Consider the following 18523-nt stretch of genomic DNA (forward strand, 5'->3'; position numbering starts at 1 on the left):
CGGATCTCCTTTGTTTTTGTGGTGCAGCCCGAGAAACCTGGCCTGTTGTCACGAGCTGTACGGCAAAAACAGTGGGCGACCCAAACCAGTACGCCAGTTATCGCAAACTCGCACGAAGGCGCGAGCTAGAGGCCCGGCGCAAGTTTTTTACAGCTTGGTATTGTTCAGCTAAGGAGAGGTCGCCGCTTGCGTCAAGAAAGCGTGAAGGAAGTGTTCAAGGTACGTCGTAACGCTCAACCTGTTGTTTTATTGGTAAAAACAGCAGGGTATAGCGGGGATCGCTATTTGCCCTGCCGTGGCTATGAAGAATGATTGCTAAAGCCGCACTTCAACGGCCAGCGGCAGGTGATCTGACAGGTGCGACCAAGGTTTGTGCCCCAGAATCCGCGGCCCATGGCTTTCGGCATTACGCAGGTAAATGCGGTCCAGTCGCAGCAGTGGCAGGCGGGCAGGATAGGTGCGGGCGAGGTGGCCGTGGTGGCGTTCGAAGGCTTCGTGCAAGTCGCGTTGCAGGCCAAGGGTGCGGTTGCCGTGGCTTTTCCAGTCGTTGAAGTCGCCGGCGATGATCACCGGGGCGTTGGCCGGCAGGGCGTCCAGCAGTTTACGCAGCAACTGCAGCTGCTTTTGCCGGTGGCTTTCCAGCAGCGACAGGTGCACGCAGACCGCATGCACCTGGCCTTGCCCCGGCACCTCCAGCACGCAGTGCAACAGGCCGCGGCGTTCGGGGCCGGTGATCGACACGTCCAGGTTGCGGTGCTCGACGATCGGGTATTTGGACAGCAGCGCATTGCCGTGGTGGCCGTCAGGGTAGACCGCATTGCGGCCGTAGGCAAAGTCGCTCCACATGCTGTCGGCGAGGAATTCGTACTGCGAGGTCTGTGGCCAGCCGGGGTAGCGCGCGGCGTGGCGGTCGTGGCTGCCGAGCACTTCCTGAAGGAAGACAATGTCGGCCTGGGTGCTGCGCACGGCCTCGCGCAGCTCTGGCAAGATAAAGCGCCGGTTGAAGGCGGTGAAGCCCTTGTGGGTGTTCACCGTCAGTACCCGCAGGCGTTTCACGGCTGGGGCCTGGCTGACGCTGGCGAAACCATTACTGCCGGCTTCGAGGCTCACAAATCCTCCTGAAGTTAACCCTGCCTTACTGTCGCCGCTAAAACCTGTGGCAGCGGGCAAACCCGCTCCCACAGGTATGGCGTAGCGATCAAAACGTAAGACCTGCCTGGGTTATCACGGTTCACTCCTCGTCGCGCTGCAACACCATCAGCAGCATCGACCGGCCCTTCACCTCGAAGGTACTGTCGAACTGCAGGTGCTGCCCCTTGCGCAACTCCGGCCGGTCGGTATCGACCAGGCAGCTCCAGTAATCGCCTTCGGGCACAGCCGGCAGCTTGAATGGCACCACGTCATGGTGGGCATTGACGATCAGCAGCACGGTGGCCTCGGCACCTGGCCGGGCGATACCGCTGACCTGTGCTCGGCCATCTATCAGCATGCCCAGGCAACGCCCGTGTGGGTCTTCCCATTGCTCAACACTCATCTCGTTGCCATCGGGTGCCAGCCAGGTCACGTCCTTGACCCCAATTGCCTCATTGTAGTCACCCACCAGGAAGCGTGACCGGCGCAGCACCGGGTAGGCCAGGCGCAGGCGGGTCAGGCGTTTGACGAAGGCCAGCAGCTCCTGGCCTTCCTGGTCCAGGTCCCAGTTCACCCAGCCGATCTCGCTGTCCTGGCAGTAGGCATTGTTGTTGCCGTGCTGGGTGCGGCTGAACTCGTCGCCGGCCACGATCATTGGCGTGCCCTGGGCCAGCAGCAGGGTGGCGAAGTAGTTGCGCATCTGGCGCATGCGCAGGGCATTGATCCCCGGGTCGTCGGTCGGCCCTTCGACGCCGCAGTTCCAGGACAGGTTGTTGTCGGTGCCGTCCTGGTTGTTTTCGTCATTGTCTTCGTTGTGCTTGTGGTTGTAGGACACCAGGTCGCGCAGGGTGAAACCATCGTGGGCGGTGATGAAGTTGACCGAGGAATAGGGCCGGCGCCCGCGGTTGTTGAACATGTCGCCCGAGGCGGTCAAGCGGGCAGCAAAATCGGCCAACTGGCCTTCGTCGCCTTTCCAGAAGGCGCGTGCGGTATCGCGGAAGCGGTCGTTCCATTCCGCCCAGCCCGGGGCGAAGTTGCCCACCTGGTAGCCGCCGGGGCCGCAGTCCCATGGTTCGGCAATCAGCTTGACCTGGCTCAGCATCGGGTCCTGGCGGCAGGCGACCAGGAAGCCATGACGCTCGCTGTAGCCATCGTGGTAACGGCCAAGGATGGTCGCCAGGTCAAAGCGAAAGCCATCCACGTGCATTTCGCCGGCCCAGTAGCGAAGCGAGTCGGTGACCAACTGCAGCACGCAGGGGTGGCTCAGGTCCAGGGTGTTGCCGGTGCCGGAGTCGTTGATGTAGTAGCGCTTGTCGTCCGGCATCAGGCGGTAGTACGAGGCGTTGTCGATGCCGCGCATCGACAGGGTCGGGCCGCGCTCGTTGCCTTCTGCGGTGTGGTTGTAGACCACGTCCAGGATCACCTCCAGCCCGGCGTCGTGCAGGTGCGCGACCATCTCCTTGAACTCGGCGATCTTGCCGCTGGCCAGGTAGCGCGGGTGCGGGGCGAAAAACGCGATGCTGTTGTAGCCCCAGTAGTTGTTCAGCCCTTTGTCCAGCAGGTGTTGGTCGTTGACGAAGGCGTGAATCGGCAGCAGCTCGATGCTCGACACGCCAAGGTCCTTGATGTGTTTGAGCAACTCGTCGTTGGCCAGGCCGGCGAAGGTGCCGCGGAGTTCTTCAGGCACAGCCGGGTGGCGCATGCTGATGCCGCGGGCATGCGCTTCATAAATGATCGTGCGCTCCCATGGGATCTGCACGCGCTGGTCGCGGCCCCAGGTGAACGCCGGGTCGATGACCTTGCATTTGGGCACGAAAGGCGCGCTGTCGCGCTCGTCGAACGACAGGTCACCATCGGGGTGGCCGATGGTATAGCCGAACAGTGCCTCGGACCATTTCAGGCTGCCGACCAGTTGCTTGGCATACGGGTCGATCAGCAGTTTGTTGGGGTTGAAGCGGTGGCCGTTTTCCGGCTCGTAGGGGCCGTACACCCGGTAGCCATAGACCAGGCCGGGGTGAGCGTCGGGGAGGTAGCCATGGTAGATCTCATCGGTGTATTCGGGCAGCTCTATGCGCTCGATTTCCTGCTCGCCGGTGGAGTCGAAAAGGCACAGCTCGACCTTGGTGGCGTTGGCCGAGAAGAGGGCGAAGTTGACCCCAAGGCCATCCCAGGTGGCGCCGAGGGGGAAGGGCATGCCTTCGCGGATGCGCGATGGTGCGACCGAGCGGGTTTTCTTTGGGGTGCGGGGGCTCATGACGATCCTCGAGTGGCCGTGATGGAGGGGGATTTGGGCTGTCCGGCATGGCCTCTTCGCGGGTAAACCCGCTCCTACAGGTCATCACAGGTGCCTGTAGGAGCGGGTTTACCCGCGAAGAGGCCAGGACAGGTTTAACTGGCAGTAGGCTTTTTCACCGCCCGGGGCTTTTTCGCTGCAGCGGGTTTAACCCCCGGCAGGGCAGACGCCTTGGGTTCTGCAGGCGCCTTCGGCTTGGCCGCTGCTTTCTTGCGCGGGGCTGCCTTGGGCGCCAGTGCTTCGGCCTCGGCCAGCTTGCGGGCCATTTCCCAGTGGCGCTCTTCCTCCCCTACGGGCTTACCTTCGGATTCCCAGATCTGGTAGGCAAATTCGCGAATACGCTTTTCATCGACACTCATCATGACGCTCCTGATGCTCAAGATTGTTGTATCAACACGTTGACCGGAAACTCCGCCAGCACGGCGCTCAACAGCAACTCCTTTGAAGAGCTGACCGCCGCACAGGCGAAAAGTCCCGTCGAGTTGGCAGGTGACAAGGCAAACGGCAATACCAGCCGGGTGTCGTCCCAGTTCTGTGCCGGGATCAACGGTGTAGCGGCACCTCCGAGCAGGCCGCTGGCCAGGCGCGGGGCGACGACGATGGCGTGCTCGCCTTCCCACAGGCGAGCAAAGGCAATGACCTTGTCAGCGTGCCGGCCCTGTACGGTCAGTGGCAGGTAGGCACCGCGGCGGAACAGCTCGGCGTGGGCCTGGCGGCAGTCCAGCACCCGCGCGATCAAGGCCTGTTTGACGCGGCCGTCGCGCCAGTGCGCCAGCAGCTCGGCTGCCGGCGTGGCGTCGTCCAGCGTGCGACGCCTCGACGCGTAGTCCACGGCACGGCGGTTGTCCGGGTCGACCAGGCTGAAGTCCCAGTATTCGTTACCCTGGTACAGGTCGGGCACACCGGGTGTGGTCATGCGCAACAGGGCCTGGACCAAGCCGTTGAGTGCGCCGGGGCAGGCCAGCAGCTGCGCCGCGTCGGCCAGCGACTTGCGCAGTTGCTGGTTCTCGCTGTCCAGCAGCAGGCCGTCGAGGTAATGAGCACAGGCGCCTTCGTAGGCCTCGTTCGGTGCGCTCCAGCTACTGCGCAGCTTGCCCTCGCGCAGGGCCTTCTGCTGCCACTGGCGAACACGCTCGGCGTATTGGCGCAGGGCATTGTCGTCGTTCAGGTCGAGGTCCAAGGGCCAACTGCCGAGCAGGGTTTGTAGCAGCATCAACTCGTCGCCGGGGCTGGGTGCCAGCCCGTCGTCCAACTGCGCGCGCAGGGGGGCGGCCAGCTCACGCCAGTGCTCCACCCGGCTGGCCAGCCACGTGCCGCGCTCGCTGAGTACGGCCAGGCGTGCACGCGTGTCTTCGCCGCGCTTGTGGTCGTGGGTGGCGGTGGTCAGCAGGTTGTCGGGGAAATCGCGCAGGCGCCGCTGGGCCTCGTTGTGGAAATGCATGGGTGGGGCGCTGAAGCGCTCGGCGTCGAAACCCACGTCGTTGCGCGACAGCAGCCGCGCGCTGCGATAAAAGGCGGTGTCTTCCACGGCTTTGGCGGCGCTGGGGGCAGTGAGCTGCTGGAAGCGCACGCAGGCGTGGCGCAGTTGCTTGCGGGCGCGCCCGGGTGGCAGGTGCCGCCAGGCTTGCCCGCCCAGCCACCGTTCAAGTTGGTCCAGTAGCGGCCAGTCGGCTTCGGCAAGGTCTTGCCGGGCGTTGGTCAGGGCCTGCTGGAAGAACGTTTCGTCCTGCGCCGGGCGCCCGCAGGCATTGAAGTAGGTTCGGTAAACCGGGTAATGCGCCACCAACGCCTGCAAGGCCCGGCGAATCGCGCCCAGGGTCAGGTCACGGGTCATCAGGTCATTGCGCGCCACCTGCAACAGTGCCTGGGCCACCGACTCGCAGTCACCGGCCAGGCTGGCGTTGAGCACCAGGTGACGGGCCTGGCGCACTTCTTCGGTGAACGCCGGGCGCTCGCTGACGTTGCTCCACAGTTCGCTCAGCGGCGCTTCGCCGGCCGGATCATGCTGCAGCAGCGACACTTGGTTCATGAACTCGTAGCCGGTGGTGCCGTCGGTAAGCCAGTCGCGGTGCAGGTGCTCGTCGGCACCCAGGATCTTTTCCACGTACAGGGGGAAGTGCTCCAGCCCTGCATTCAGCGGCCGCCGCGCCAGCAGGCCATCAACCCGCCGGCGCAGTTTGCGGCAGTAGCCACGCGGGTCGGCAAGGCCGTCGATATGGTCGATGCGCAGGCCGTCCACCAGGCCACGTTCGATGAGTTCGAACAGCTTGGCATGGGTGGCTTCGAACACCACGGCGCGCTCCACGCGCAGGCCGCCCAGCTCGTTGATGTCGAAGAAGCGCCGCCAGTTGATGTCGTCGGCGGCGGTGCGCCAGCTGGCCAGGCGGTAGGTCTGGCGCTCCAGCAGCAGGTGCAGGCGCTTGAAACCGGCCTCGCTGCGGCTGTCGAAGGCCACCAGGGCCGATTCGAGGTCGGCACCTTCGCGCACCAGGCGTGCCAGTTCGGCTTGGAGCGGCAGGCTATCGGCCAGCGGGTTGGCCGAGTCGCCCAAAGCAGTGAAGCGTTCGGCCAGAGCCTTTAGCGCAGGCTCTGGGCTGAGCGCGAGAATCCAGCCGTAATCGACCGGGCAGATCGGGAAACGATGCGCGTAATGGGCCACTTGCAGCAGCCCCTGCTGTTTGTCGAACTGCAGCGGTATCTCACCCTTCTTGAGCGCCACGCCGTAGTCGCTGCCGAGGAACGGCAACAGCAGTTGCCCGGCCAACAGTGGGTCGCTGGAGTGCCACTGGATGTCGAAGAACGCTGCATACGGGCTGCGCCGTCCCCAGGCCAGCAGGCTTTGCCACCAAGGGTTGTCGGCACCGCCCACGGCCATGTGGTTGGACACCGTGTCGAGGATCAGCCCCATGCCATGCTGGCGCAGGGCGGCAACCAGGCGCTCCAGCGCGGCCTCGCCGCCCAGCTCCGGGTTGACGCAGGTAGGATCGACCACGTCGTAGCCATGGCGCGAGCCCGCGCGGGCCTTGAGGATGGGCGAGGCATACAGGTGGCTGATGCCCAGCTGGGCGAAATACGGCACCAGCGGTACGGCGTGATCGAGGGTGAAGTCGCTGTGAAATTGCAGGCGCAGGGTCGCGGTCAGTGGCTTCATCGGTCGCGCTCCCACGCCTGTTCGCGGGCCTGGGCCAGCAGCTCCAGGCGCCGTGCGGCATCCTCGTCGTCGAGCAGTTCGCGTACTGGAAGGGCAAAGCGCCGCCGCCAGTTGGGATGGCCATTGGTGGTGCCCGGCAGGTTGGGTTGCTCGTCGCAGCCCAGCAGGTCTTCCAGCGGTACCAGCACCAGCGGCGCACGGGTATGGCCAACGAAGCGGATGGCCGCATCGATCAGCGCGTCGTTGTCCTTCAGTTCGCCGTAGTTGGCCTCCAGGATGCGGCGCAGGCCGTCGCGTTCTTTCTGACGCTCGTGTCGCCAGTGCAATTCGGCAGCAGCATCAATCAGTTGCAAGCGGTGTCTCCAGTCGATGTCGCGGTTTGCCAGCCAGCCGGCCAGTGGCGCCAGGTCGTGGGTACCGGTTGTGGCCAGGGCATTGTCCGGCCAGTCGAGAATGGGCTTGAACTGGCCCGGCTGGGTCTGCTCGAACGGCAGCACGCGCATGCCCAGCACCGCTTTCTCGGCCAGCTTTTCGCGCAGGCTGTCGGGCACGGTGCCCAGGTCTTCGCCGAGGATGATCGCCTGGTGACGCACCGACTCCAGCGCCAGCAGGCGCAACAGGTCGTCTAGCGGGTAATCGAGGTAGGCGCCTTCGCTGGGTTTGGCCCCCTGCGGGATCAGCCATAGCCGGCGCAGGCCCATCACATGGTCGATGCGCAGGCCGCCAGCGTGGGCGAGGTTGGCCCGCAGCATCTCGATGAAGGCGCGATAGCCATTACGCTTGAGGCCCTCGGGCGAGAAGGCGCAAATGCCCCAGTCTTGCCCGACGTGGTTGAGGATGTCGGGCGGCGCACCCACGCTCAGGCCGGCCAGCAGTTCGTCCTGGCGGCTCCAGGCCTGGCTGCCGGCACCGTCGGCGCCCACCGCCAGGTCGGCGATCAGGCCCACGGCCATGCCGTTGCTGCGGGCCGCTTCGTGGGCACGTTGCAGGCCACGTTCGGTCAGCCACTGGCAGAAGGCGTGGAACTCGACCTTGGCCGGGTAGGCATTGGCTAAAGCCTCCACTTCCGGGTGGTAGGGGTCGTGCCAGGCTTTGGGCCAGTTGCGCCAGTCGGCCCCGAGGCCGTGCTCCACCGCCTGGGCCTGCAGCACCTCGAAGCGGCAGTGGTGCTCCAGGGTCTGGCCGCCGGCTTCGCGGAAGCTGTCAAAATCAGTGCGTAGCGGGTGGTCGCCTTGGCTGAAGCCTTGGTAAAGCGCTTCAAGCAAGCGCAGCCGAGCGCTGGCGGCGCGTGGCCAGTCGACCAGAGGGCGCTGCTCCAGCTCTTCGAGTTGTTGCTCCAGCCCGCAGGCTTCGATGGCCATGCGCACCTCCCGTTCACCCAGCAGGGCTGCGGGGCTGGTGTACAGGGTGTTGAGCAGCAGGCGACTGGAAGGTGAGTAGGGGCTGTAGTGTTCCTGGTCGATGGCCGACAGGGCGTGAATCGGGCTGATAGCCAAGGCATCGGCGCCGCGCTCGGCGGCCGAGCGGGCCAACTGCTCCAGCGCCAGGCAGTCGCCGAAGCCACCATCGCCGGGGCGGCGCAGGCTGTACAGCTGCACTGCCAGGCCCCAGTAGCGTGGTGGCGGCTGTTGCACCTTGTCTTCCAGGCTGTGGCAGCGTGTTGGCGCCACCGCCACGGTGAAGCGGCGGCTGTCGATTTCCACCTGGTGATAGCCGATGGGCAGCTCGCCGGGCAGGCGCGCCTGGTCATCGAGGCTGAGGGTGACCGAGGTGTGATCTTCCAGGGTGCAGTGGGCCACGCTGGCGGCACTGAAGTAGCGCGACAGCGCTAGCGGCTGGCCTAGGTCGGCGGTCAGCAAGGGCGGCAGGTGTTCGCTGTCTTCGGCGGTTTCCACCGCACGCAGGCTGGCGGCAACGGCCGCTTCATCGCCGGCCGGGTGGCCAAGGCCTTCGAGGACGTTGCGCAGCACGTCGTCGCTGACACGCTGGGGCCTGGCATTGGCGTCGATCCAGTCGCGGCTCAGCCCGACGCTGGATGCCAGACGGTGCAGGGCGGTTTCGCTCATGGGTGCTCCTGGGCAGGGGGAAGCAGGCTGACCACACAGCTGTAGGCAGACAGGTGGGTATCCGGGTGGCGGGTGTCGCTGCTGTCGAACAGCCGTGTGGATGGCGCGGGCAGTTCGACCGCCTGCGGGGTGTCGGCCAGGTTCAGGTCGATGCGCAGTGTGTTGCCATTGCCCAGCCGCCAGCGCGCGGTCAGCGCTTTGTCAGCGTGCACCTCGGCGCCCAGCGCACGGCTGCCGGGCAAGTGCGGGATGATGTGGCGGCGGCGCAGGTCGAGCAGTTGCTGGTAAAGCCCGTGCCAGCCGGCGATCACCGCCTTGTTCTGCGGGCGTGAAGACGCGAACGTCTGTTCGGCGTTGGGGTCGGGAATGTGCTCACGCTGCGTGGGGTCGGCGAACGCGGTGAAGTGGGCGAACTCGCCACGACGGCCTTCGCGGACGGCGTCGGCCAACGCGTCATGGAAGTCGGTAAAAAACAGGAACGGCTGGCAGCTGCCGGCTTCGTCGCCCATGAACAGCAGCGGAATCATGGGGGCCAGCAGCAACAGGCCGGTGGCTGCACGCAAAGCTGGCGCGGGGCATAGGCGGGTCAGGCGCTCACCCAGCGCGCGGTTGCCGACCTGGTCGTGGTTCTGCAGGAACAACACGAAGGCGCTGGGCGGCAAATGCCCGCTGGGTTCGCCGCGTGGTTTGCCATGCCGGTTGGCCTGGCCCTGGAACACGAAACCTTCGCCAAGGCACCGGGCCAGTTGGTCGATAGGGCGATGCTGGTAGTCGGCGTAGTAACCTTCGGTTTCACCGGTCAGCAGCACGTGCAGGGCATTGTGGCCGTCATCGTTCCACTGGGCGTCGTAACCCTGTTCCAGCAGGCCTGCCTGGTTGTGCTCGTTCTCCAGCACCAGCCACACGTGCCGGCCTGGTTCTACGGCGGCGCGTACCCGTTGGGCCAACTCGATCAGGAAGTCGGGCTGGTCGATGGCATGCACGGCATCCAGGCGCAGGCCGTCGCAGCGGTAGTCGCACAGCCACATCAGGGCATTCTGGATAAAGTACTCGCGCACCTGCGGGCGGCGAAAGTCGATGGCCGCGCCCCAGGGTGTCTGCCGGTCTTCACGGAAGAAGGGGCTGGCGTACTGGTGCAGGTAATTGCCGTCGGGTCCGAAGTGGTTGTACACCACATCGACCAGCACCATCAGCCCGTGGCCGTGGGCCTGGTCCACCAGTGCGCACAGCTGCTCGGGGCTGCCGTAGGTGTTCTGTGGGGCGTAAGGGAGTACGCCGTCGTAGCCCCAGTTGCGTTCGCCGGGGAACTGCCCCAGCGGCATCAATTCGATCGCGCTGATGCCCAGTTCGGCCAGGCGCGGCAGTTGCCGGGCAACCCCGGCGTAACCCCCGAGCAGGCCGACATGCACCTCCTGGATCACGGCCTCATGCCAAGGCCGGCCCAGCCACGGGTGTTGCCAGGCATAACCGGCCACATCCACGACCTGGCTTGGCCCGTGTACGCCGTCGGGCTGGTAGCGCGAGGCCGGGTCGGCCACCTGCAGCTCACCGTCGATACGGTAGTGGTAACGGTCACCGGCCTTGCATGGCACCACGCCGCTGTACCAACCCTCATCATCCGGCAGCAGTTCGATGGCCGGCTGCTGCTCCAGTTCCACGCTCACGCTGCGCGCATCCGGCGCCCAGAGGGCGAAGCGCGCCGACGTGGCGTCCAGCAAGTGTGCGCCATGTCTGTGCATCTTCTGACCCCCGCTCAGTAGTGGCTCAGTTGTGTCTGCTTGACCAGGTCCTCGTACAGGCGGGCATAGGGTTCAACCGCCTGGCACCAGTTGAACGGCTGGGTCATCGACAGGCAGCGCATGGCGTTCAGCAGGTCCTTCTTGCCGTAAACATAGAAGGCGCGGCTGAGTGCCTCGCGGTAGCTCTCGACGGTGGACTCGTTGAACAGGAAGCCCGTCACGCCGCACTCGATGGTGTCGGCCAGGCCACCGGTATTGCGTGCTACCGGCAGCGAGCCGAAGCGTTGCGCGTACATCTGGCTAAGGCCGCAGGGCTCATACCGAGACGGCATCAGCAGGAAATCGCTGCCGGCGAACATGCGCCGGGCATCGGTTTCATTGAAACCAATACGCACACCGATGCGGCCCGGGTGACGCAGCGCCAGCTCGCGCATGGCCTGTTCCTCTTCCGGCTCGCCGCGGCCGATGATCGCGATCTGCCCACCTTGCTCGACGATGTAGTCGGCCACGCCCAGGGTCAGGTCCAGGCCCTTTTGATAGACCAGCCGCGACACCACGGCGAATAGTGGGCCTTCGGAATCGTCCAGGCCGAACAGTTCGCGCACCTCCTGGGTGTTACGCGCTTTGCCCTCCCAGTCATTGATGCTGAAGTTGTGTTGCAGGTGCTTGTCGGTGGCCGAGTCCCAGCTTTCGTCGATGCCGTTGGGGATGCCACCGAGCAGGCCTTGCTGGGCCTTGCTGGCGAGGAAACCGTCCAGGCCGCAGCCGAATTCCGGGGTGGTGATTTCCCGGGCATAGGTGGCGCTGACTGTGGTGATGTGGCTGGAGTAGGCCAGGCCGGCCTTGAGGAACGACAGCTTGCCGTAGAACTCCATGCCTTCTTGCTGCATGGCATGTTCGGGTATCGCCAGCTCCGGGCTGCAACCGCGGCTGTACACACCTTGGTACGCCAGGTTGTGGATGGTGAACAGCGTGGGCGTATTCAGGCCGCGCCAGTGCATGTAGGCCGGGGCCAGGCCGGCGGGCCAGTCATGCGCGTGCACCACTTCCGGCGTCCAGTGGATCTTGCCTTCGCCGGCAGCGATTTCGGCGGCAGCCAGGCCCAGGCGGGCGAAGCGGATGTGGTTGTCGGGCCAGTCGCGGCCATTGTTGGCACCATAGGGTGTGCCGTCGCGCTGGTACAGTTCGGGGCAGATCAACACATAGATGACCAGGCCGTCGGCCATGTCCATGCGCCCGATCTTGCAGGGCGGCAGTGCCGCGTGACCACCCAGTTCACCCACGATATGTATAGGGTTGTCGCTTTCCATCACCTGGCGGTAGCCGGGGATAAGTACCCGCACATCGTGCAGGTGCGCCAGGGCACGGGGCAGGGCAGCGGACACGTCACCCAGGCCACCGGTTTTCACCAGATCAGCGATTTCCGAGGTCACGAACAGAATCTTGCGCATGTTCGGGTTTTGCTGGCGCTGGGCGCCGGGTGCCTTGCCTGTCGTGGCGAAATCCGGGGTGAGCGGCTCGCGGTTATCCGGTTTGAAAGCGTCTACGTGAGGCTCGACAGCGGCACTGATCATACTTCTCTCCGTCCCTATGCTTGGTCGGGTGCTGGCACCCGTGGCGATGTTTCGTGCTGGTTCTCTCTGCTTGCTGAATGCTGCGTAGTGCGTTCCATGCCCCAGTGTCGTGCGCGCACGCACGGCGCGATCGGCGTTCCGGCCGAAAGCGATTGGGCTGTTGGGTTGGTGGCCGTGGCTGGGAAGTCCCTTTGCGTTTGGCCTACTTAGTTCCTGACCTGCCCGCTTTCCGTAAAGTTCGACTTTTTTCGTCACTCTTCCACTGAGCAAATGGCGGGCCGAAACCTGAGTGTAGGAGAGAAAGAGATAAAAAGGTGACCCACTGGTCACCATTGTGATGCCGCGGAATAGACGCAAACGTTGGCGTATTGAAGCGGATGTGAACGTAGGGCGCGCGAAGAGGGTGAGGGGCGACGGCATTGCCCCATTCATGACAGTTACGCACTATTTTGGTGCGTATTCGTTCCGCCAAATGGGGCTGGCTGGTGCATGTTCGGATGTGCCCAATCCTATATCGGTGCGACGCCCTGCACAGGGGCGAGTATCCAAGCGGTTCAAGAAGTTTGGATCGAATAATCATCTGAGTTGCAGGGTCGGCAGTTAGGCAAACGGGTCTCATGATAAAAAGTTGTAAGTTTATGCTGTAGGAAATTGCCTGCGGAATCTCCCTTTATATTAAACCCACCGTTCCTGTCTTATCGTGGTGATACGGTTTAGGTTGCTCCTCAATCCACTGCCTCATCCTGATCGCCATCATGGGGTGAAGCCCGAAATGCCAAGCATTTAGCGGGCTTGCACCTGGGTGGCAGGCCAATTTTGTTCGACCTTCTCATCTTGAAGAAAGCCAGGGTGTGGTTGTTTTTCGCCGGTAAACATGATGGCGGGTAGAGCAACTCATGAAACAGTCTGACTTTCGCTTCAGTTTTCAGGCGCTCGCCGGGCGCACGGAATTCGAAGTGGTTTCATTCAAGCTGGATGAAGCCCTCAACCAGCCATTTGTGCTGAACCTGGAACTTGTCAGCTACGAAAGTGATATCGACTTCGGCCACGTCCTCGACAAGCCTGCGCTATTCACCCTTTATTGCGCAGACCGGCCACTGCGTCATGTGCATGGCTTGGTCAGTGCCTTCAGCCAAGGCGAAACCGGCTTTTGTCGCACGCGCTACCACGCAGTGGTCGAGCCGCAGCTGGCCCGCGCGCGGTTGCGTTCGAACTGGCGGATCTTTCAGCAGAAAACCGTGCCGCAGATTCTTGAACTCATGTTCAAGCGTCAGGGTATCACCCGCTTTGAGCTGAAAAGCAGCGCGGAGCACCAGGTGCGGGAGTTCTGTGTCCAGGCGGGTGAAACCGACCTCGACTTCATCCATCGCCTTGCCGCTGAAGAAGGGTTCGTCTACCGCTTCGAACACTGCGCCCGGCAGCACACGCTGATCGTTACCGACCGCTTGCTCTCGTTTGGGATGCTCAGCCGGGGCGCGCTCAAGGCAGGGGACGACGAGGCGCTTTGGCTGGATGAGGATGCTGTCGGCCCCGACAAGGTGCTGTACCACGCCAGCAGTGGTGGCGACCATGCCCGCGCCTGCCTGCGGCGCTTGCGCTATTGCGAGCAGGTACGTACTGCGCGGCAAGTGCAGCGCGACTACACCTTCACCCACCCGGCCTACCGGCAGGAGCACAAGGCCCAGACCAGTGGCGTCACGCACCAGTCACTGGACTACGAGTGCTTTGATTACCCGGGGCGCTACAAGCGCGATGCGGTGGGCAAGCCCTTCACTGAAACGCGCCTGACGGCGCTGCGCCACGACGCATGCCTGGCCGAAGTGCAGGGCGACGACGTGCGCCTGCAGACAGGTCTGAGCTTCACCCTCATCGGCCACCCGCGGGAAGACCTCAATGTTCACTGGCGCGTGATCAGCCTGTGTCACGAAGGTACCCAGCTCACCAGCCTGCAGGAAGAAGCTGCTGGCGCTGAACAAGGCACCCGCTACGTGAACGATGCGTTGCTGGTGCAGGGCATGGCCGAGTGGCGCCCGGCCCCCATGGCCAAGCCGCGCATTGATGGCCCACACATGGCCACCGTGGTCGGCCCGCCTGGTGAGGAGATCTATTGCGACGAATGGGGGCGGGTCAAGATCAGCTTCCCGTGGGACCGGGAGAGTAAGAACAACGAGTTCAGTTCCTGCTGGGTACGGGTGTCGCAAGGCTGGGCCGGTGGCAGCTGGGGTTCGATGGCCATCCCGCGTATTGGCCAGGATGTGATTGTCCAGTACGTCAATGGCGACCCCGACCAGCCGATGATCACCGGGCGCACCTACTGCGGTGACCAGCTGCCGCCGTACGACCTTCCGGACCACAAGACCCGCATGACCATCAAGAGCCAGACCCATAAAGGCGATGGCTTCAACGAGTTGCGCTTCGAAGACGAGCTGGGGCGGCAGGAAGTGTTCATTCATGCCGAGCGCGACCAGAACAATGTTGTGAAACACAACGAAACCACGCTCATTGGCAACGACCGTAGCGAACGCGTCGAGCATGACGAAGTGGTGGACATCGGCGGCAACCGCAGCGTCACGGTTGGCGCCAGCAAGCGCGAAACGGTCGCCCTTGGCAAAGTCGAAAGCATTGGCCTGGGCAAGTCGCTGGCCGTCGGCGGGGCGCTAAGTGTAATGGTCGGCCTTGAGGCCACCGAGCAGGTCGCGCTGGACAAGCGCGTGCAGGTCGGCGGGCAACTGCGGATCGACGCCGATGAGGATGTGTCGATCACCAGCCATCACGGCCATGTGCATATCGACAGCCGGACGTCGCTGACCCTGAGCTGCGGCGGGGCCTTTATCAAGCTGGGCGATGGCCGCATCGAAATCGGTTGCCCTGAGCCACTGCTATTACACGCCATCGCCCAGGTCAAGGCGCCTGCACGTTACGGAGTGCCGCCTGCACCCGAGCAGGACGAAATCGAGTTTCGCCTGGTGCATGCCGACGGCACGCCGATTGCGGGCACGGCCTACGTGGCAACGTTGTCCGATGGCACCCAGCGCCAGGGCGTGCTCGACCAGAACGGCTATGCCCGCCTGGCTGGCGTTACCCCCGGTTGCAGCGCCCAGGTGCGCTACGAAGTTGGCCCAGGCCCGCTGCAGCTGACGACCGCAACCGAGCTGGATACGGCCTTGCAGGCATTGCTTGCCGGCTGCACCTCGACAGGTGGCCAGCCATGAGTTCGACGGCTGACTGGCTGGATGAAGCGGTGGAAAAAGTGGCCGACGGCTTTGGCTGGCTGCGTGACCTGGTGCTTGGCGAGTTCGCCGAAGAGCGGCCACTGAGCGTGGTCATCGCCGACATGCTGCTGTCGTTGGTGCCGGGGGTGGTGATTGTGCTCAGTGCCCGCGACCTGGCTGCGGTGTGCCTGCGCCTGGGCAAGCGCTACGCGGCGGACGGCAGCCAGGCAACGCCGCAGCCGCCAGAATGGCAAGAGTGGGTGTTGCTGGTGGCCTGCCTGATGACCTTGATCGCGCCGATCATCGGTGCTGTGGCGGGGGCGGTGGGCACGCCCGTGGGCTCGGTGGCAGGCGCACTGGTTGGGCAGGAAGCAGCAGCGTTCTTGCGTGGTTTGTGCTTGCTGCTGATACGTGAAAGTCAGGTCATCCTGCAGACAGTGGTTGCGTTTCTCGGCAAGTTCACCCGCGGCAGCGTGGAGTTCTGGCTGCACCAGGTCAGGTTCGCGAGCTATGAAAAGGACTTGCTGGCCTACCTGAACCTGTTTTTGACCAAGGTTCTCGCGGCAACGGCAAAGCTTCGCAGCTACCTGGGCAACTGGCCGTTCAACCAGGCGGCCTCGCACCTGTTGGTGCGGTTGCAGGCCATGGAAGCGCAGTTCTGCGCCGTGCAGGTGCATGCCGTGCGGGAAATCCCGCATGCGCTGATGCAGCTCGATGCCAGGCTGGCCAAGGTGCTGGAGCAGGCCAGCGACCTGCCCGCGCAGGTTGCGCAAGCCGGGGTGCATGCGCAAAAGCCGGTGCCCATGGCCATGAGTGGTGGGCGGGTGACCTCCGGCATCGGCATGCGTCCGCGTTACCTTGAGCGCCCCGAAGGTGTGCTCGGCCCGCCCGTGCCCACGTCGCCGACAGTCGCTGCGCAGGGTGCCAATGTGCACGTGTTCGATCACGCGACGGCGACCCGGGCGCAGAAGGGCATTTATGGGGAGGTGGTTAGTGATCAGTACATGCTCGGCAAGGGTCATGAAAACCTGTTGTCCGCCGCGCGTGGGCCTCGCAGCCTGGAAATGAAACCCACCGGGCGTGGGCTGGATGGCGTCTATCGTAATGCCCATCCGCCACCACCGTTCATTATTACCGAGACCAAGTATCGAACGGGGGGCACGTTTTCGCCGGGTAGTTTGCCGGTTACGAAGGGGAGTGAGGGGTATCCGAGTGCCAGGCAGATGAGTGATGCGTGGATTGGCCCCAGATTACAAAGCGCGTTGGGGCGTAAGGAGGGAGATGCGATTCGAGAGGCGGGGTACGAGCGGTGGCTAATAGTTGTAAACGAAAACGGGGTCGTATCGAGTGTGACTAAGCTCGACGGTAATGCTAGAGCCATTGTTGATACTGTTCGATAGGAGGTGTCAGGTGCATTTTGATCGGGTTAAAAGAGAGCCGCTCCTGCAAGAGAAATTTTATGTGGATGATGTGTCTTATCTGAAGGAGAAATATTTTGAGCGGAGCGCTGAAGAGTTTTTGGCTAAGTCTTGGCCAGATTATGTTAATGTGGAGGGATTAAGTTGGGGGTGGTGCTATCAATCACTTGAGCTATTGATTGAGTTGTATTCAGGAGGCGAGCCATTAGAGACCCTCCGGCCCTATGCTGAGCACGTGTTTTCTCAGTTTCAGCGTCATAAACAGGCCTATCCGAGCTTCTCGCTGAAACTGTGGGAGCCCGACGCATACCAGTTTGCTCTTTGGCTTTTGTCTTTGGCAGTGCTGTTGAATATGCCCGGGCGCATCACGCAAATTGTAGGCTATTTAAGTAAAGATCCTGATGACGGTGAAGACATCTTGTTGCGACAACTGTTTTCTCGTGTTGGGGTGACTGTCCCTGGGAGCACATTGATTCATGAGCGCCCTTATCATGAATTGCTCAATGCTTTAAATACTGAGAAGGATGAGCAGCAACAGTCAATGCGTAGTTACCTGAAGCAGTGGTATCGAGGCATGCGCAACTGTTATTGGCATGATCGGCACAAAGCACGAAGCGATGCGGGTTTCTTTGGCTACTGGGCATTTGAGGCAGGATTGGTCACTGTGCTGTGGGGCGTCGACGATGCACCCTACAGAGACCTTCCTTTTTACCCGAAGGATTTGGTAGACGATGCTCGCAAGCGTCAAGTGATCAAAAGCTTCCCTGAACACCTGCAAAGTGCGCCGTATTCGGATGCACTTGCCAAGTCGGGTGAAATTTGCCCGCGCACGGGAGTGTGGGTGTGTGATGAATGGGCTGTAGGGCCTCAGACATTCATGCAAGGCGTAGAGATGCCGAGCGAAAATGGGCGCTCCGTGGTTTGGCGCTTGGTGAAAGGCTTATAGCGTGCGGGAGGTCCTATGGACCCGTTCGTCAGCATCAAGCGCGACCCGTGGATGGTCGAGCAGCATTACCACGCCTCGACCTCTGAAAAAGAGCAGGCGTTCGCCGACCCTGACACCCAGTCCTTGCTGGCCGGGTCCGCCGAGCGCAAGCATCATTACCGTGGCCTTAGTCGCGACTGGGCGCACATGGCATTGGAGCTGGCCATCCAGCGCTACTCGGGTGGCGAGCCGATGGAACTGGTGGAGGCCTATGTTGATTACGCGTTCGCCCAGTTCACCCGGCATTTTACGGCGTACCCGACAACCTGCGAGCAACTGCGCCCCTGGGTGGCGGACGAATACCGCGTTGCTTTGTGGCTGCTGTCGTTGGCCGTGCTGTGCGGTTACCCCGATCGTGTCGGCCAGGTGCTGGGCTGGCTGAACCAGGACGAGGAGCGCAGCCCCGACCTGCTGCTGCATCGCCTGTTCCTGCGGCTGGGCAAGGCATACCCGGGGACCTCGCTGCTTCACCCCGAGACCTACGCCGCCTTGCTGGAGAGCCTCGACCTGCGTGGCCCCGCGCAGCATGATGTGCTCTTGCGCTATCTCGAACGGTGGTATGCCAAGGCGCACGGCTGCTATTGGCACGAGCGCCATGCCCGGGCTCGGGGTGACCACTTGGGCTACTGGGCATTCGAAGCGGCGCTGGTAGCGTTTTTATGGTCTGTGCCAGGGGATGCTCTGGAGAGCGCCCCACATTTTTTTCCAAAGGCGCTCATCGCAAGGGCGCATTACCGACGACTGGGCAAGCAGTTCCGCGACCCGGAAACCGCCAGGCGCGAGGACACCCCTGGCTGGCCTTCTGGCACCCCTTGCCCATGGCCCGGTCATTACACCTGCGTCGAGCACAGGGTGGGTGAACAGGTGTTCATGCACCAGACACCCTTCCCCAAGATAGATGGTCAGGTTGTGCACTGGCAGCTGTCGAGGACATTCTGATTGGCGCTGCCGGCA

General features: G+C 63.2%; 12 protein-coding genes. 5 read left to right on the forward strand and 7 right to left on the reverse strand.

What is annotated here, in order from left to right:
- Positions 1-186: 186 nt before the first annotated feature.
- On the forward strand, positions 187-312 hold the full coding sequence (locus REH59_RS09465; RefSeq protein ID WP_014860822.1) for a hypothetical protein: 126 nt from the start codon (positions 187-189) through the stop codon (positions 310-312).
- A 3-nt stretch (positions 313-315) separates the two neighbouring features.
- Here REH59_RS09465 and REH59_RS09470 read toward each other — a convergent pair whose 3' ends face one another.
- The 7 genes from REH59_RS09470 to glgA all read right to left on the reverse strand — a co-directional run bounded on the left by REH59_RS09470 (position 316) and on the right by glgA (position 11954).
- The gene (locus tag REH59_RS09470; protein WP_014860821.1) at positions 316-1110 is read right to left on the reverse strand and encodes an endonuclease/exonuclease/phosphatase family protein; all 795 of its coding nucleotides are present in this window, start codon (positions 1108-1110) and stop codon (positions 316-318) included.
- Between the two features lie 121 nt (positions 1111-1231).
- Positions 1232-3385 (reverse strand): glycogen debranching protein GlgX, encoded by a 2154-nt coding sequence (glgX, locus tag REH59_RS09475; protein WP_012051795.1) that lies wholly within the window; start codon positions 3383-3385, stop codon positions 1232-1234.
- Positions 3386-3519: 134 nt separating this feature from the next.
- Positions 3520-3786, reverse strand: a complete 267-nt coding sequence (locus REH59_RS09480; RefSeq protein ID WP_014860820.1) for a DUF2934 domain-containing protein — start codon at positions 3784-3786, stop codon at positions 3520-3522.
- Positions 3787-3800: 14 nt separating this feature from the next.
- Positions 3801-6575 carry a malto-oligosyltrehalose synthase gene (locus tag REH59_RS09485; RefSeq protein WP_014860819.1) on the reverse strand — a complete coding sequence of 925 codons (2775 nt, stop codon included), beginning with the start codon at positions 6573-6575 and terminating at the stop codon, positions 3801-3803.
- Positions 6572-8641, reverse strand: coding sequence for a 4-alpha-glucanotransferase (gene malQ / locus REH59_RS09490; protein ID WP_014860818.1), 2070 nt, complete (start codon positions 8639-8641; stop codon positions 6572-6574). The genes REH59_RS09485 and malQ overlap by 4 nt, the downstream gene beginning before the upstream one ends.
- Positions 8638-10380 (reverse strand): malto-oligosyltrehalose trehalohydrolase, encoded by a 1743-nt coding sequence (gene treZ, locus REH59_RS09495; protein WP_121783161.1) that lies wholly within the window; start codon positions 10378-10380, stop codon positions 8638-8640. Before treZ ends, malQ begins: the two co-directional genes overlap by 4 nt.
- 14 nt (positions 10381-10394) lie before the next feature.
- On the reverse strand, positions 10395-11954 hold the full coding sequence (glgA, locus tag REH59_RS09500) for a glycogen synthase GlgA (RefSeq protein WP_012051800.1): 1560 nt from the start codon (positions 11952-11954) through the stop codon (positions 10395-10397).
- A gap of 896 nt (positions 11955-12850) precedes the next feature.
- Between glgA and REH59_RS09505 the strand changes: the two genes are divergently transcribed.
- The 4 genes from REH59_RS09505 to REH59_RS09520 are packed head-to-tail and all read left to right on the forward strand — an operon-like array spanning position 12851 to position 18508.
- Positions 12851-15166 (forward strand): type VI secretion system Vgr family protein, encoded by a 2316-nt coding sequence (locus REH59_RS09505; RefSeq protein ID WP_014860815.1) that lies wholly within the window; start codon positions 12851-12853, stop codon positions 15164-15166.
- Positions 15163-16566, forward strand: a complete 1404-nt coding sequence (locus REH59_RS09510; RefSeq protein ID WP_320450486.1) for a hypothetical protein — start codon at positions 15163-15165, stop codon at positions 16564-16566. Before REH59_RS09505 ends, REH59_RS09510 begins: the two co-directional genes overlap by 4 nt.
- Positions 16567-16576: 10 nt before the next feature.
- A complete protein-coding gene (locus REH59_RS09515; RefSeq protein ID WP_209019156.1) occupies positions 16577-17530 on the forward strand; it encodes a PoNi-like cognate immunity protein in 954 nt (317 codons plus the stop codon).
- A gap of 15 nt (positions 17531-17545) precedes the next feature.
- Positions 17546-18508, forward strand: a complete 963-nt coding sequence (locus REH59_RS09520) for a PoNi-like cognate immunity protein (RefSeq protein WP_014860812.1) — start codon at positions 17546-17548, stop codon at positions 18506-18508.
- Positions 18509-18523: the final 15 nt, after the last annotated feature.

The sequence above is a fragment of the Pseudomonas sp. BO3-4 genome (assembly GCF_034044115.1).
Classification (GTDB): domain Bacteria; phylum Pseudomonadota; class Gammaproteobacteria; order Pseudomonadales; family Pseudomonadaceae; genus Aquipseudomonas; species Aquipseudomonas alloputida.